The 15098-nt window shown below is 48.3% G+C and carries 16 protein-coding genes; 4 read left to right on the top strand and 12 right to left on the bottom strand.

Features of this window, described 5'->3' with window-relative positions:
• Window positions 1-66 precede the first annotated feature (66 nt).
• The 9 genes from EHS89_RS16675 to ccoN form a co-directional block, all read right to left on the bottom strand.
• Window positions 67-732, bottom strand: a complete 666-nt coding sequence (locus EHS89_RS16675; protein ID WP_124927301.1) for a sulfite exporter TauE/SafE family protein — start codon at window positions 730-732, stop codon at window positions 67-69.
• Window positions 732-923, bottom strand: a complete 192-nt coding sequence (gene ccoS, locus EHS89_RS16670; protein ID WP_124927300.1) for a cbb3-type cytochrome oxidase assembly protein CcoS — start codon at window positions 921-923, stop codon at window positions 732-734. Before ccoS ends, EHS89_RS16675 begins: the two co-directional genes overlap by 1 nt.
• Window positions 920-3475: a heavy metal translocating P-type ATPase gene (locus EHS89_RS16665; protein ID WP_124927299.1), complete on the bottom strand. Its 2556-nt coding sequence runs from the start codon at window positions 3473-3475 to the stop codon at window positions 920-922. The genes ccoS and EHS89_RS16665 overlap by 4 nt, the downstream gene beginning before the upstream one ends.
• Window positions 3476-3484: 9 nt before the next feature.
• A complete protein-coding gene (locus tag EHS89_RS16660; RefSeq protein WP_124927298.1) occupies window positions 3485-3994 on the bottom strand; it encodes a FixH family protein in 510 nt (169 codons plus the stop codon).
• Window positions 3995-4111: 117 nt separating this feature from the next.
• Window positions 4112-5530: a cytochrome c oxidase accessory protein CcoG gene (gene ccoG, locus EHS89_RS16655; protein WP_124927297.1), complete on the bottom strand. Its 1419-nt coding sequence runs from the start codon at window positions 5528-5530 to the stop codon at window positions 4112-4114.
• A gap of 168 nt (window positions 5531-5698) precedes the next feature.
• A complete protein-coding gene (gene ccoP / locus EHS89_RS16650) occupies window positions 5699-6586 on the bottom strand; it encodes a cytochrome-c oxidase, cbb3-type subunit III (protein ID WP_124927296.1) in 888 nt (295 codons plus the stop codon).
• Window positions 6583-6768 (bottom strand): cbb3-type cytochrome oxidase subunit 3, encoded by a 186-nt coding sequence (locus tag EHS89_RS16645; RefSeq protein WP_124927295.1) that lies wholly within the window; start codon window positions 6766-6768, stop codon window positions 6583-6585. Before EHS89_RS16645 ends, ccoP begins: the two co-directional genes overlap by 4 nt.
• Before the next feature lie 5 nt (window positions 6769-6773).
• Window positions 6774-7394 carry a cytochrome-c oxidase, cbb3-type subunit II gene (gene ccoO / locus EHS89_RS16640; RefSeq protein WP_124927294.1) on the bottom strand — a complete coding sequence of 207 codons (621 nt, stop codon included), beginning with the start codon at window positions 7392-7394 and terminating at the stop codon, window positions 6774-6776.
• Window positions 7395-7415: 21 nt separating this feature from the next.
• Window positions 7416-8846, bottom strand: coding sequence for a cytochrome-c oxidase, cbb3-type subunit I (ccoN, locus tag EHS89_RS16635; protein WP_124927293.1), 1431 nt, complete (start codon window positions 8844-8846; stop codon window positions 7416-7418).
• Between the two features lie 376 nt (window positions 8847-9222).
• On the opposite strand from ccoN, the gene EHS89_RS16630 reads away from it, so the two are divergent.
• Both EHS89_RS16630 and rlmM read left to right on the top strand, forming a co-directional pair.
• Complete coding sequence (locus tag EHS89_RS16630; protein ID WP_124927292.1) at window positions 9223-9834, top strand: alpha/beta family hydrolase; 612 nt, start codon at window positions 9223-9225, stop codon at window positions 9832-9834.
• 11 nt (window positions 9835-9845) lie between these two features.
• Window positions 9846-10910: a 23S rRNA (cytidine(2498)-2'-O)-methyltransferase RlmM gene (rlmM, locus tag EHS89_RS16625; protein ID WP_124927291.1), complete on the top strand. Its 1065-nt coding sequence runs from the start codon at window positions 9846-9848 to the stop codon at window positions 10908-10910.
• 67 nt (window positions 10911-10977) lie between these two features.
• On the opposite strand, the gene EHS89_RS16620 is transcribed toward rlmM, so the two are convergent.
• Window positions 10978-11259: an antibiotic biosynthesis monooxygenase family protein gene (locus EHS89_RS16620; protein WP_124927290.1), complete on the bottom strand. Its 282-nt coding sequence runs from the start codon at window positions 11257-11259 to the stop codon at window positions 10978-10980.
• Window positions 11260-11405: 146 nt separating this feature from the next.
• On the opposite strand from EHS89_RS16620, the gene tusA reads away from it, so the two are divergent.
• Together tusA and EHS89_RS16610 are read left to right on the top strand one after the other, a co-directional pair.
• Complete coding sequence (gene tusA / locus EHS89_RS16615) at window positions 11406-11645, top strand: sulfurtransferase TusA (protein WP_124927334.1); 240 nt, start codon at window positions 11406-11408, stop codon at window positions 11643-11645.
• A 71-nt stretch (window positions 11646-11716) separates the two neighbouring features.
• Complete coding sequence (locus EHS89_RS16610) at window positions 11717-12193, top strand: ProQ/FINO family protein (protein ID WP_229753782.1); 477 nt, start codon at window positions 11717-11719, stop codon at window positions 12191-12193.
• Window positions 12194-12274: 81 nt separating this feature from the next.
• On the opposite strand, the gene EHS89_RS16605 is transcribed toward EHS89_RS16610, so the two are convergent.
• Together EHS89_RS16605 and EHS89_RS16600 are read right to left on the bottom strand one after the other, a co-directional pair.
• Complete coding sequence (locus tag EHS89_RS16605; protein WP_124927289.1) at window positions 12275-14212, bottom strand: bifunctional diguanylate cyclase/phosphodiesterase; 1938 nt, start codon at window positions 14210-14212, stop codon at window positions 12275-12277.
• A 30-nt stretch (window positions 14213-14242) separates the two neighbouring features.
• Complete coding sequence (locus EHS89_RS16600) at window positions 14243-14884, bottom strand: transglutaminase-like cysteine peptidase (protein ID WP_373290109.1); 642 nt, start codon at window positions 14882-14884, stop codon at window positions 14243-14245.
• Window positions 14885-15098 lie beyond the last annotated feature (214 nt).

The following is a 15098-nucleotide window of genomic DNA, read 5'->3' as shown; positions in this document are numbered from 1 at the left end:
CTTCATACTGCAAAAGGCCGATTATAGCGGTTTAAATCCGGCCGGTATTGATGTTTATCAAGATTGCTACAGGCCAAGCCCCCGCCAGGGAATGGTATACAGGCCAAACATAATAATCAGCAGGCCAGCAATAGTCTGTGCGTTTCGATTCTTTAATAGTGATTGTACCTGACGTGCAAATAATCCTGTTGCAAACATGGCAGGCAGAGTGCCTATACCGAAGCAGGCCATCATCAGCGCAGATATTTTCCAGTCTGTGGCGGTAGCGCTCCATATTAATGTGCTGTATACCAGACCACAGGGCAGCCAGCCCCACAAGGCGCCAAGCGCCAGGGACTGAGATATGTTCTGTACGGGCAGCAAACGACGGCTGAAGGGCTGAAGATGACGCCAGATCAGATTACCCTGTTTTTCTAACCAACTCAGGCCTTTCCAGATCTGAGCAACATAAAGGCCCATTAAAATAAGAATGGCCCCGGCCAGTGTGCGCAGGATCAGCGAGACTTCGGGTGATCTGATCAGCCAGCCAATACTACCGATCAGTGCGCCGGCAACGGCGTAGCTAAAAATGCGGCCGGTGTTAAAGCCAATCAGCAAAAGCAGGGGGTTACGATTCTTTTTATCGATACCCATGGCTACAGCGCTGGATATGCCACCGCACATTCCCAGACAGTGGGCGCTACCGAGCAGACCCAGCATAATGGCGGTCGCTATGGTCAGGGTCTCTGTCATCAAGATTGATCTTTGTTGCGCTCAGGCTTGGCGTCGTTTGGAATCAGGTGTTCATCGTCATCAAACAAAATGCTGTGGGCAGGGGACTCAAGGTCATCGTACTGACCGCTGTTGACGGACCAGAAAAACCCCCAGATAGCGAGACCTGCAAGTATGATAGCGATAGGGATAAGCAGGTATAAGATATTCATGATTCGGTTGTCTGTATTGATGTATCAGGTAATTCTACCCGATTTATCCGGCTAAGTTTAGAGAGTCTTAGGGCGTTGCCTACGACAACGAGCGAGCTGGCAGACATGCCGATTGCTGCCATGTATGGCGCGATCATACCGGTTGCCGCTAATGGCAGTGCGATCAGATTGTAAATGATTGCCCAGCTCAGATTCTGGCGGATAATGGCCTGGGTTTTTCGTCCCAGATAAAGCGCCTGAGGTAAGCGTTGCAGTTCACCGGATATGAGTACCGCATCGGCATTGGTTTTCGCCAGATCAGTGGCTGAGCCCATCGCGATAGACGTCTGTGCGCCGGCCAGGACGGGGATATCATTGATACCATCGCCGACCATAATGACCCGGGCGCCACTGTCCTGTAATTGTTGAATATGTTGTAGCTTTTGTTCCGGTGTTACACCGGCAATAACTTTGTTGATACCGAGCTCTGATGCAACTTGTTGAACCGCCGCTGAGCTGTCTCCGGTTAGCATTTCTATCTGGAGCCCCGCAGCTTTGAGCTGTGCCAGGGTTGTCTGGGACTGCTTGCGGGGAGGGTCGGTCAGACCAAACCAGGCGATCGGACCGGTTTCGGATGACAATAATAGCCACTGGCTGTGATTATCCGGCGCATCGCAATAATCCAACACTCTGTTGCTATGTTGACTGGCAAAACGGGGTTTGCCGAGATAATAGCGTTTCGAGTCGATACAGCCTTCCAGTCCCTGACCTACGTGGTTGGTTATTTCAGCGCTCTTAATAGCAGGGAGGTACTGTGCCTGCTTATGAAATGCTTTAGCTATGGGGTGTTCTGAGTGTGCTTCAAGGGCGCAGGCAATGGTCAGGGCCTGCTCTCTATCCTGATCTTCTAATACAACAACCTGTTGTAAAGAGAGGTTGCCTTCGGTCAGGGTGCCGGTCTTATCAAATATGATATGCGTAGCGCGGGACAGGCTTTCAAGTACGTGGCCACGAGTAACCAGTAGGCCGTTTTGGCGGAGTGTACCGGTTGCTACAGTCAGAGCGGTAGGCGTTGCCAGTGACAGTGCGCAAGGACAGGTGACAACAAGTACTGATAACGTGATCCAGAATGCGTGTTCCGGGGCGATAAACCACCAGGTGATACCGACCGTCAGTGCGGTAATAAGTACCGCGGCAACAAAATAGCCGGCTAACTTATCTGCCGCCCTGGCAACTGGCGGTTTTTCTTCGTGGGCGCGTTCCAGTAGTCGCACGATGGCAGACAGTTGAGTCGATGCGCCGACCTGAGTGATCTCAATCTGAATCGGGTTTTCAACATTGATCGTGCCGCCAACGATAGGGTCGCCAGCAGATTTACTAACCGGTAGGTACTCGCCGGTCAGGGCTGATTCGTCAATGCTACTCTGGCCAACCAGAATAACGCCGTCTGCCGGCACGGTATGGCCCGGCTTAACCAGAACTCTGTCGCCGGCATTCAGATCGGTGGCGGGAATCATCTGTTCCTCACCGTTGCTGATGATAATAGCGCTGGCGGGCAGTAGGTTAAGCAGTGAGTTACCCGCGCGGCCGGTGCGATGGCGGGCCTTCATTTCAAGGAAGCGGCCAATAAGCAGGAAAAAAGTAAACATGGTGACCGAGTCATAATAGACCTCACCAGAGGCGGTTATGGTAGCCCAGATACTGGATAGATAAGCGCCGCCTATGGCAATGGATACGGGCACATCCATGGTGAGATGGCGGGTTTTAATGTCCCGGATTGCCGCTTCGAAAAAAGGCCGGGCAGAATAGATGACAACGGGAGTGGCGAGGGCAAAGCTGGCCCAGCGAATAAAAGTGACCAGGTGGTCTTCAAGGCCCTGAGTATCACCGGCATACAAGGCGACAGCCAACATCATTACCTGCATACAGAATACGCCGGCAATACCAAGTCGGCGAGTCGCCTTACGGGTTTCAGTCGCCAGCATCTGCTCTTCTTTATCAGGATGGTAAGGGTGACCCTGATAGCCTATGCGGTATATTTCGCTGAGAATATCACTCAGTTGGATGACATCATTATCCCAGTTCAGGCTGGCCCTGTGATTGGTCAGGTTAACGGAGATTTTATTTACGCCTTCGAAGTTGGCAATGTGATGTTCAAGTAGCCAGACACAGGCGGCGCAAGTAATACCTTCAATGACAAGGGCGGCATGTTTGGTGCCATCATCGCTGTCAGTAACAAAGGCTTTTTGAATCGAAGGCTGATTATAGAGCGCAAGTTCAGCCAGAAGTTGTTCAGGTATCGCCTGATCCCTTAGCTCGGGGGAGCGAATCTCACCGGTGCGATGCTTATAGTAGTTATCCAACCCACCATCAGCGATCGCCTGTGCGACAGCCTGGCAGCCCGGACAGCACATGCGGCGGGGCTTGCCGCTAATCTCGGTAACGAAGTTACTGTGCACAGGTACATCAAGGCCGCAATGGAAGCAGCCCTGATCTGTATCGGTACTATCTTGATCAACCGGATTTTGATCAGCCGGATTCGGATCAACCTGATGGGTCTGATGAGCGTTCATTTATGATATTTACTGAACGCCCAGTTTGAAAGTCTGCTCGTCATATGGCGGTTCAACTTCCAGGCCTAATTGCCAGGTTTTATCCGCTGGCTGAATAATCAGAAACTTACGACCAAGCAGGTTTTTCTCTACAGAGCCTACGTAATTTCCCTGTTGCAATTCACGCAGTTGGACCATGATATCCAGAGACGCTTTAGTCGGATGGCCAATAATTAGTTCCAGTTCGGCTGGCAGTTGGACATCGCCATCGCCTTGTAACTTAACCACGATATCACCGGTCAGCTGATCCATTCGCAGATCACCAAACAGGCCCATTGAGCGTGCATTTTCTCTGAGTTCATTATTCTCATGAAACGCTTTGGCTTTCTTTGTGTACTCTTCCAGAACGACACCGTCGTGGGTCACTATTGATGCTGTTATGTACACGGTAGAGTAAAGCAGGGTGGCAATCAGCGGGGCTAAAATAAACCAGAGCCACGGTTGTTTGTACCATGGGGCTACACTATCTTGATCAGTCATATAATACCTTAAACAAAGAAATAGCTGCACGGAGATTATCCGCGCAGCTATTTTAACTCAGACATGATGTTTGAGGGTAGGGCTATTAGCCTTAAATTACCCTCTCTTTAGATGTAGTTATCGACGTTTGGCCGGACCGATGAACCGGTTTTCCTGTTCTAACACAATATCTTCATCATCCAGAGCCTGGACCCGGAAGAAAATATCGTAATTAGACTTCTCCAGGAAGCGCGGATCAATCTGCAAACTAACCGGGTGATCCAATAGTTCACCGGAGCGAATCACTACTTCACTGGCGCCAATCATCGACAGACCATCAATACCAGATACTTCGATGCTGTAGCTGTGATCATCCTGTGATTTGTTTGCCAGCTTTAGCCTGTAGACGTTCTCAATCTTGCCGTTAGATGCCTCTACAAACAGTTGTCCCCGGTCACGAATAATATCGACTTCGAGCGGAATTCGGCTATACAAGGTGTAACTGAAAGCGATAAACATAGCGCACAGGCAGATAAAGTAGGCGATCAGGCGTGGGCGCATAATATGTGTGGTTCCACCATCAAGGGCGTGTTCAGTGGTGTAGCGAACCAGTCCCCGGTCGTAACCCATACGGTCCATCATATCGTCACAGGCATCGACGCAGGCACCGCAGGCAACACATTCATATTGCAGGCCGTCACGAATATCAATGCCGACAGGGCATACATGAACACAGGCGTTGCAATCGATACAGTCGCCCATACCTTCCGCTTTGTAATCAGCGCTTTTCTTACGCTTGCCCCGGTTTTCACCGCGTTTTTCGTCATAGGAGATCACCAATGTGTCCTGATCAAACATAACGCTTTGGAAGCGTGCGTAAGGGCACATATAGATACAAACCTGTTCCCGTAACCAGCCCGCGTTAGCGTAAGTGGCAACAGTCAGGAAGCCGATCCACCAGGTTTCCCAAGGACCCAGATTCCAGGAAAATACAGCAGGGCTGAGTTCACGAATAGGGGTAAAGTAACCAACAAAAGCGATTGCTGAAGCGGCAGCAATGATGAGCCAGAGTGTATGCTTAGCTGCTTTTTTAGCGAGCTTTTGGCCGGACCAGGCGGCTTTATCGAGGCGCATACGCTGGTTGCGATCACCTTCCGTTACTCGCTCTGCCCACATAAAGAACCAGGTCCAGACAAACTGAGGGCAGGCGTAGCCACACCAGAGACGTCCGGCAAATACGGTAACAAAAAAGAGTACGAAGGCCAGAATAATCAATAGCCAGGACAGCAGCATGAAGTCCTGTGGCCAGAAAGTAAAACCAAAGACGTGGAACTGGCGGCTAGGCAGATCAAACAAAACTGCCTGGTGGCCATCCCATTGGATCCAGGAAAAACCATAGAACATAACCAGCATCAAAAAGCCGGATATGGTGCGGAAATTTTTGAACAATCCTTTGTAGAATTTTACGTAGATATGTTCGCGCTTGGCGTACAGGTCATAGGACTCAGCTTTGCCTTTGCTTTTCGGTGTAACATCTTTCACTGGTATCTGGTTCATACCATCCCTCACCTAAGTATGTCGAATTGCGGTCACCGCAAAACCAGGGCTCAACTGGTTTATTAGCGAGTTTGAATATTATACTCTGTTTGGCGCGTCAGAAAACCAGTGGCTCAAAAAAAAAGGCGATATGATCAGTATCATATCGCCTTTTCTGTGATCAAAGCCTTACTTGTTAGACAGGCTGTATACGTAAGCGGTAATCAGATGAATCTTCTCATCGCTTAGCAGATCTTTATGAGCTGGCATAACACCACTACGACCCGTACGGATAGTGTGGCTGATCTTGTCGAATGTAGAGCCATACAGCCATACATTGTCAGTCAGGTTAGGTGCGCCCAGTGCCTGAACACCAGTACCATCCTGTGCGTGACAAGCAGTACATAGCGCCTGGAACTGTTGCTCACCGCGGGCAGCCGCGTCGGCATCGGCTTCCTTGCCGCTCAGAGACATAACATAGCTGGTTACGTCACGTACGCCTTCTTCACCCAGTACAGCACCCCAAGGTGGCATTGCACCGGTACGACCAGCAGCAATAGTGTGCTTGATGACGTCTGGTGTACCACCGTACAGCCAGTCGCTGTCGGTCAGGTTAGGGAAGCCGTGTGCGCCAGAACCGGTTGCACCGTGACACAGTGAACAGTTATTGGCGAACATCCGCTGACCCATTTTCAGGCCTTCAGACTGAGACTGCAGGTCTTCAACAGACATGGCAGCATACTTAGCGAAAACAGGCTTATAAACCTCTTCCGCATGCGCCATCTCTTCTTCCCACTGACCAGTAGAAGTCCAGCCCAGGAAACCTTTGTAGTTACCCAGACCCGGATAAGCAGCCAGATAAAGCAATCCGAAGATGATAGTTGCAACAAACATATGCAACCACCAGCTTGGTAGCGGGTTATCGTACTCTTCAATACCGTCGAATGCGTGACCCAGGGTTTCCTCGGTCGTTTCTTTGTGCGGCTCACTCCGGCGTGTAGACCATAGTAACCATGCACAACCTAATATAACTGCCAGAGTAATAACAGTTATCCATGCGCTCCAAAAAGCACTCATTGTTCTTTTCTCCCGTTATCAGTGCTTAGCGTCCGTTGATCCTGCTCATCATCATCGAAGGGCAGGTTAGATGCTTCATCAAATCCTTTGCGGTTGCCGGGTAAAAGAACCCAGATAAATAAACCGACAAAGGTGATTAACATCAACACCGGAAGATAAGGACCGTAAACTTCGTAGCTCACTATAATTACCGCTTATTGTTGTAAACGGAGTGCAGTTTGCCGAGCGACTGTAGGTAAGCTACCAGAGCATCAACCTCTGTTTTACCTTCAACCTGCTCACGAGCTGCTGCTGCGTCCGCTTCGGTGTATGGAACACCCATCTTAGCCAATACCTGCATCTTAGTTGCAGTATCCTGACCAGATAGTTTGTTTTCAAACAACCAAGGGTAAGACGGCATTTTAGACTCAGGTACAACATCACGAGGGTCATATAAGTGGGCACGATGCCAGTCATCACTATAACGACCGCCTACACGAGCCAGGTCAGGACCTGTACGCTTGGAACCCCATAGGAAAGGGTGCTCCCAAACGCCTTCGTTGGCAGTTGAGTAGTGACCGTAGCGCTCAGTTTCAGCACGGAAAGGGCGGATCTGCTGGGAGTGACATACGTTACAACCTTCACGGATGTAAATGTCACGACCTTCAAGTTCCAGCGCAGTATATGTGCGCAGTCCTTCGATCGGCTTAGTTGTAGAGTTGCTAAAGAACAGAGGTACGATTTCAGCAAGACCACCGCCACTGATCACCAGGATGATCAGTAGGATCATGATGCCAATGTTCTTTTCAATCGTTTCGTGTTTGATCATTTCAATGTGCTCCTCTGATCCTTAAGCTGCTTGCGCAGATGCATCAGCTACAGGAGCTGTGCTGTCTTTGCGTACAGTCTGCCATACGTTGTATGCCATCAGCAGCATACCAGTCAGGAAGAATGCTCCACCTAACGCACGTACGAAGAAACCAGGGTGGCTTGCTTCCAGAGCTTCTACGAAGCTGTAAGTCAGAGTGCCGTCTTCGTTAACTGCACGCCACATCAAACCCTGCAGGATACCGTTTACCCACATTGCACAGATGTACAGTACGGTACCGATAGTCGCCAGCCAGAAGTGAGTGTTGATCAGGCCAACGCTGAACATCTGGGTTTTGCCCCACAGTTTAGGAATCATGTGGTAAACAGCACCGATAGAGATCATCGCAACCCAGCCAAGAGCGCCGGCGTGTACGTGGCCAACAGTCCAGTCAGTGTAGTGAGACAGTGCGTTTACAGTCTTGATAGACATCATCGGGCCTTCGAAGGTAGACATACCGTAGAAGGACAGAGATACAACCAGGAAGCGCAGTACCGGATCGGTACGCAGCTTGTGCCATGCACCTGACAGGGTCATCATGCCGTTGATCATACCGCCCCAAGAAGGTGCCAGCAGAACCAGAGACATTACCATCGCTACTGACTGAGTCCAGTCTGGCAGAGAGGTGTAGTGCAGGTGATGACCACCAGCCCACATGTAGGTCGCAATCAGCGCCCAGAAGTGAACGATAGACAGACGGTAAGAGTAGATTGGACGCTCAGCCTGCTTAGGTACGAAATAGTACATCATGCCCAGGAAGCCTGCAGTCAGGAAGAAACCAACCGCGTTATGTCCGTACCACCACTGAACCATCGCATCAACAGCACCAGGGTATACAGAATAAGACTTGAACAGAGAAACAGGCATCGCTGCGCTGTTTACAATGTGCAGAACTGCAACAGTGATGATGAATGCCATGTAGAACCAGTTACCTACATAGATGTGAGATGTCTTACGCATCTTAACTGTACCCAGGAATACGACAGCGTAAGCTACCCATACTACTGTGATCAGCAGGTCAATTGGCCATTCCAGTTCAGCATACTCTTTAGAAGAGGTGATACCCAGAGGCAGAGTAATCGCTGCGCTCAGGATTACCAGCTGCCATCCCCAAAAGGTGAAAGCGGCTAGTTTGTCAGAGATCAGGCGAACCTGACTCGTACGCTGTACAACGTAGTAAGAGGTTGCGAACAGTGCGCAGCCTCCGAATGCAAAGATAACCGCGTTGGTGTGTAACGGACGTAAACGACCGTAAGTCAACCAGGCAGTATCAAAGTTAAGTGCAGGCCATACCAACTGCGACGCGATTAACACGCCCACGGCCATTCCAACAATGCCCCATACCACTGTCATGATGGCGAATTGACGCACCACCTTGTAATTGTAGGTTGGGTGTTCAGCTGCTGTGCTCATATCAGGCTCTCATCAACAAGCTATTAGAAAGGTTTAGAAAGTAAATTTCCGTCGGCTATTATCATGAAACACTAGTAACATTTCAATGCGTCTTGTGTATTAGTTGCGACATACTGCCGCACTGCAAAAAACGTTACATCTGTCTATTTACATATCGCAAAACACTGATATAAACAGTCAAGCTGTTGATTAATAAGAAGTTAATTTGTTAATTATTATTGGGAAATTAAGCTAAATCCATGTTTTTTCTACTTTTTGATCAGTTGCAACAAGGTTATTTTCCAGTATCAAAAGTTACTATTTTGTGTTTTCTTGATATGGATCAAGCGCTATTTTAGTCTGATTTTTCAACTTATTAAGCTAAACAGGGTAAGAAATGCTAATACAGGGTGAGCCAAACATTGGTCGTTTACTGCTTGCACATGGTGCAGGTGCAGCAATGGACAGTGAATTTATGGACAAAATTGCAGCCGGATTAGTGGCCGGAGGGCTGCAGGTTATTCGGTTTGAATTCCCTTATATGCAAAAACGTCGGGAGGATGGAAAAAGACGGCCACCGGATCGTCAGCCTAAACTGCTCGAACATTATAATCATCTGTTAGACGAGCTTGATCCTCTTGCCGTTCCCACCTTTGTAGCAGGAAAGTCGATGGGGGGAAGAATGGCGACAATGATTGTTGAGCGGGCCGATATAGCGAGCTGCTTCGTTTATGGATACCCGTTTTATGCCACAGGTAAAAAAGATAAGCCCCGTACTGAGCATCTGACTGATTTAAAAACGCCGGTACATATATTTCAGGGAACCCGGGATGCGATGGGGAATCTTGAGACTGTGAAAGGTTATTCACTTTCAGATACTGTCTCGCTGTATTGGCTTGAAGATGGCGATCATGATCTTAAACCCAGAAAAATGTCTGGATTAACTCAGGACGAACATATAGCAAATGCAGTAGAATCAACCCTCCGAATTTGTCGGCGTTATTCCTGAGGAAATACTGAGTGAACCATCTGTTACTTTATTGTCGTCCAGGCTTTGAGAAAGAATGTGCAGCTGAAGCCCGTGAACTGTGTGAACAGAACGGTATTTATGGTTACTGTAAGCTTGAAGAGAACAGCGGCTATGCACTGTTTGTCAGTCATCAGCCTGACGGCGCAAGGCTGGCGGTTGAGCAGCTGGATTTTGATCAACTGATATTTGCCCGGCAGTGGGTGGTTTGTGAGGCCTTGATCAAGGATATTGATACCGATGACCGAATAGGTTCGCTAACCGGTACTGTTGAACAGCTACCTGTTTGCTGTGAGTTAGTCGTTGAGCCGGCTGATACGACAGAAGGGCGTGAAATGCAGCGCTTCTGTAATAGCTTTGGTTCTGCTTTCAGTCAGTCATTGAGAAAAAAGGGGTTATTAGATAAACGAGCGCCGAACAGACTGCATATATTTGCCCTGTCTGGGAGTGAGTTTTATGTGGGTTATGCGCCGGTTGATAATTCAGCACCCTGGCCGATGGGTATTATGCGGCTGAAATTTCCTAATCAGGCGCCCAGTCGTTCGACTCTTAAACTGGAGGAGGCCTGGCATTGGTTTATTCCTCAATCACAGTGGCATCAATATATCAGTAGCGGTAAGCGCGCGGTTGATCTGGGGGCAGCACCCGGCGGTTGGACCTGGCAGTTGGTCAATCAGAATATGTTTGTTACCGCTATTGATAACGGGCCGATGGCTGAATCGCTGATGGAGTCAGGGCAGGTTAAGCATCTGACTGAAGACGCCTTTACCTATGAACCGCAAAAACGGTTTGACTGGATGGTCTGTGACATCGTAGATAAGCCGGCCCGGGTGATTATTCTAATGACATCCTGGTTGGTCAATGGCTGGTGTCGTGAGACTATTTTTAATCTGAAGTTGCCGATGAAACAGCGCTACCCGGAAGTCAGGAGTTGTCTGAATTATCTGCAGGAAGAGTTGGATAAAGTCGGTCTGAAAGCCAGTGTTGCTGCAAAGCATCTGTACCATGACCGGGAAGAGATTACGGTACATGTGAGGTTGTTGGATTATCACGGCTGAGTGTCAGCCGTGATAATGCCGGTGCAAAAAGCATATTGCTAATGCTTAGTCGCTCCGGTTTGCCGCTTTAGTGCTCTAGAACGGTGATCTTTTCTTCTGTTTCAAGCATTGGCATGATGGCTTCCATGATCTCTTTACGCTCAGGGGAGGCGTGCCAGCGCTGCCAATCCTGGATGGTGCGAAAGGTGGCTAGCACTATGCGATGATTAGAGTCATTGCTATTGCGCAGCGACTCACCGGAAATGAATCCATGCGCCTGCATAGCGGTCTGTAAAGTGTTGCGGGCGGCTTTTTCGTAATGTTCGGCAAGATCGTCAGCGATATGTCGTTCAATCAGAACACGAATCATTGTGGTCTCCTTTGAATATTTACTGCTTTTATTTCAATATAATAGCTAACTATGCCCGGGTAAAATGATATCTTCGCAAAAGTAGGGTTTTTCTATACCTCTGAATTTGCGACAATATAGGCCAAAGTAGTTTCTGAGGTTGAATGATGGTTGAAGTAAAAGCGGATCAGGTCATGGATGCCAGCGGCCTGTTCTGTCCTGAACCGGTGATGTTGTTGCACAACAAAGTACGTGAGATGACAACAGGTGAGGTGTTGCAGGTAACAGCTACAGACCCCTCAACCCAGCGCGATATTCCAAAGTTCTGTACTTTTCTGGGGCATGAGTTAATTGACCAGAAATCAGAAGATGATCAATTTTTGTATCTGATCAGAAAAGGCGAGTAGTTAACTCGTCTTCTAATCAGGTTATGAACAAACTTAACGGGCCTGCTATCCGGGCCTGATGATTAATACAGTTGAGAGATATTACTGTGACTGCGACAGCAACAGACGCAAATACTGCAACAGAAGTACCCGCGGATAAAGCTAAATCCCGTACCCGTTCTAAAAACAGAGCTGCTAATCAGGCGGCCCTGCAATTACTTTGCGATGCATATCCACAAGTATTCAGCCGCGATAACATCAGGCCTTTGAAAATTGGTATTCAGGAAGATCTGATTGCCGATGAGAAAGTCGCTAAAAACAAAATTAAACGGGCACTGGCGTCTTATGTTCGTTCACCTTACTACTTCCGTAGTCTGAAAGAGGGTGCAGATCGTATCGGCCTTGATGGTCAGGCTTCAGGTACCGTGTCGGATTCAGAAGCTGAGCATGCTAAGCAGCAGCTAAAAGAGATCAATAAGCTTCGTCAGCAGAAGCAGCGCGATGAAAAAGCCAAGCAGCGTGAAGATCGTATCAGCAGTAAGCTGGATATGCTGGTAACTAAGCGCTGATATATAGGTTTAGTTACCCGTAAAAAAACCGCCTTAGGGCGGTTTTTTTGTGGTTCTGAGGTAGGTGATGATACAAGCGGTTTAGTTGAGTGCTTCCGGCTGTCCGTGAATCCATCCCTGTGAGCCATCAATCTCAAGTTGTCGAAGGCTATCTAACTGGCTGTCCCGTTCCACATGTTCAGCAAACGCCTGAATGTCGAGGCTGTGGGCCGCGGTTACCAGGCTACGGACAAAGAACCTGTCTTCGGCGCTGCTGTCCAGCTCTCTGACCAGCGAACCATCAACTTTGATGTAATCAGGATGGAGCGTATACAGGTAAGAAAAGCCCGCCGGGTTAATACCAAAATTATCAACACCGAATTTAATACCCAGCTGACGTAGCTGTTCACGAAACGCGGTAATGCGTTCCATATTGTTCAGTACGGATGTTTCGTTAATCTCGATACAGAGCTGTTGTGGTTGCGGTAACGTCGCTGCGATCTCTATTAACCAGTTACAGAACGACAGGTCTTTCAGTGAATCATTACTCAGGTTAACGCAGATCGGCGAATCGTACGCCTGCTCAAGCTTTTTAAATACCGATTGCAGAACTTTCTTATCCAGGGCGGACATTAAATTTAACTGCTTTACTACGCTGATAAACTCGCCGGCCATTGAAGGTAGCTGTGACTGGTTAAGAATGCGTGCGTAGACCTCACTGTGAAGAATGTCAGACTGATCTGCGACGGACTTAACCGGTTGCGCTTGTAGAAAAATATCACCATTACTGATCTTATCGCTGACGTGCTGATGCCAGCTTTCCTGTCGCTCTGCGCTGCCTATTTCATCGCAGTGTACCGGCGTAGCGTTATTGGCAGCCTGATCCGCAGCTAGTCGTGCATTAGCTAATAGCTGCTCTGAGGCGTAGCTTTCAATATAGGGCGTTGCGCCAATGCAAGCCGGCTTCTCAGCGGGTTTGTGGCTTAGCTGATGATAAAAATCGTTCAGATTCCTGATAACTGTGTTCATCTCTCTTTGTAACTGATCGGGATCAGTCAGGGAGCTGAGCAGTATAAAGTCTGATCCGGTAATGCGGCCCAGCACCGGGTCATCGGTTTTTTTCGACAATAGCTCTAACTGAGAGGCGGCAGCCCGGATAAAGTTGTTTGCTTTTTCCATGCCCAGTTCAGTATTAAGTTGTTGCAGGTTAGTGATGTGAAGATGGATCAGGCTACCATTGCCAAAGTCATTGCGATAATCAATACGTTCATTTAGCCGGGTTTTAGTGGCGCGCTGATTGGCTAGTCCGGTCAGTTCATCCTGATAGGCTGCACGGCGAATCTCTTCGATATTTTTGGCTTGTTCATCAAACATTGTACGTACCCGTCGTACCATCATGTTCATTGCCAGAACAACCTGTTTTAGTTCCCGGGTACCGGGAATCCGGCTTTGTTCAATATATTTTTGTTGAGATAGCGCCAGAGCCTGCTCTTCAACCCCTTTTAACGGGCTCAGAATGTACTTCATTAATAAGCTGATAAAAAACATACTTAGCAGTGAAAGCACGACAAACCAGATGAGGGTTTGTTTAGTGCCGCGCCATAGTTGCTCGTACGCATAGCCAGCACGGCTCTGAACAAAGATTGAACCGGCTTTTTGCCACTGATTGGTGACTTCCCGGGTCATTTCCGGTGGCGTGATCTGAACCAGATCAATGAACCAGTCAGGTACTTTATCATTTACCTGAGCATTCGATGTTTTGATAAACAGTGGCTTATTCTCTGCGTCAATAACCCGGATCTGCTGGTAAAAGCCACTGTCGAAAATGGCATTCACTGTGGTTTCTATGGCTGCAGTATCTTTATCAGACATAAAAGGGGCCAGATAGAGGCCCAGGTGAGTCGCAGTATCCTGTCCGTGGGATTCAAGCTGGTTGAGTAGCATTGCTTTGGAACTGTCGGACATCAGATACACCGTTCCCGATACCAGTCCTATGAGGACGGCTAACACGGCGGCCATTAACTGATTTACGATAGACATGCTTGATTCCTCATTACTATTTTTTCAGGATTAGTAATCCTGATTTACCATTCTTGATTGCAGTTGCACCCAGGGCTTAAGCTGATCAGATGTACCTACCAGGGTGCTACGTTTGCCTTTTTTCGAAAGCCACAGGTTGTCGGCATTAAAGCTGTATACGTGTTGTAGATCGGTTCGGCGGTTAGCGGGTTTTATTTCACCTATCAGGTTGTCTAAAACCAGTGGTGTAGCGCTTGGTTTAGGGTAATAGGTTAGTACCATATGCGCCTGATTGAGCCTTAGGGCTTTTACGTAGGCGATGCTCAGCTTCTCGATGGGGATGCCGACCTGACGCAGGGTGTAGTACTTGGCAATGGAGAAGTCCTCGCAATCGCCGCCGTTGGTAATTAAAAATTCAACCGGGCTGGCCCAGTAGTCTTTTTTGCCCCAGTGTTTAATATCGTCAACAAAAAGTAACTGATTAAAAAATTTGTTTACCCGGTGAAGCTTCTCGTCCTCATCAAAGTGTTGGATGTCCTGAATAAGATTCTGCCAGGCTCTTAAACGTCGTTCTGCCATCGCGCCATACTTCTTGCCCAGTTTGACTATCTGAGCTTCAGACATTTTCACACTTAAGCCGGGAGCAGCAACAATAGAGACCGCAAGGCTGGCCGTTGCAATAAACAATAACACTCCCAGGCTGTTAGCTGTACGGCCTGTGCTTAAAGGGTGTCGTTTAATTGATCTGGCTTTTGTCAAAGTAGCAGTTTGATTGATAATGATTACTAGTCATTGTTTCATAGCCATATCGGCTCTGCTTTTATTCATTACCCAAAATGGTGCTAACTTTGGGTTAAGTTAACGAATACCTGAATTGTTTTGTTAGATTGCGGTAATCAGGAAGGCG

It is taken from the genome of Amphritea balenae, assembly GCF_003858655.1.
In the GTDB taxonomy this organism is placed as follows: domain Bacteria; phylum Pseudomonadota; class Gammaproteobacteria; order Pseudomonadales; family Balneatricaceae; genus Amphritea; species Amphritea balenae.
This window is presented reverse-complemented; position numbering and strand designations above follow the sequence as displayed.